This window comes from Shewanella sp. 10N.286.54.B9, assembly GCF_041468565.1.
GTDB lineage: Bacteria > Pseudomonadota > Gammaproteobacteria > Enterobacterales > Shewanellaceae > Shewanella.
Genome location: NZ_JBFRIY010000073.1, coordinates 1 through 281 on the forward strand (window position 1 = coordinate 1; position 281 = coordinate 281).

At 40.9% G+C, this 281-nt stretch carries 1 protein-coding gene; it reads left to right on the plus strand.

The features are described from left to right. Window positions 1-281, plus strand: a 281-nt coding sequence (locus AB4135_RS20740; protein ID WP_371995329.1) for an integrase core domain-containing protein, incomplete at both ends; no start/stop codon positions are given.

Sequence of the window (281 nt, forward strand, 5' to 3'; positions counted from 1 at the left end):
ACTCACTATACAAGCAGAAGGTATCGGCAACTATTATGGCGATACCAGCTCAAACAAAGTTTATCTCGACGTGGGAATTGTTGGGATAATAGTCCAATGGAACGCTTTTTTAGGAGCCTTAAGACAGAATGGATACCAACGACAGGGTATCGTAACTTTGCAGAAGCTCAGCAAGAAATTACACGATACATAATTGGATATTATTGTCAGCTTCGCCCACATCAATATAACGGCGGACTGACACCCAATGAATCAGAACGATTGTTCTGGTTAAACTCTAA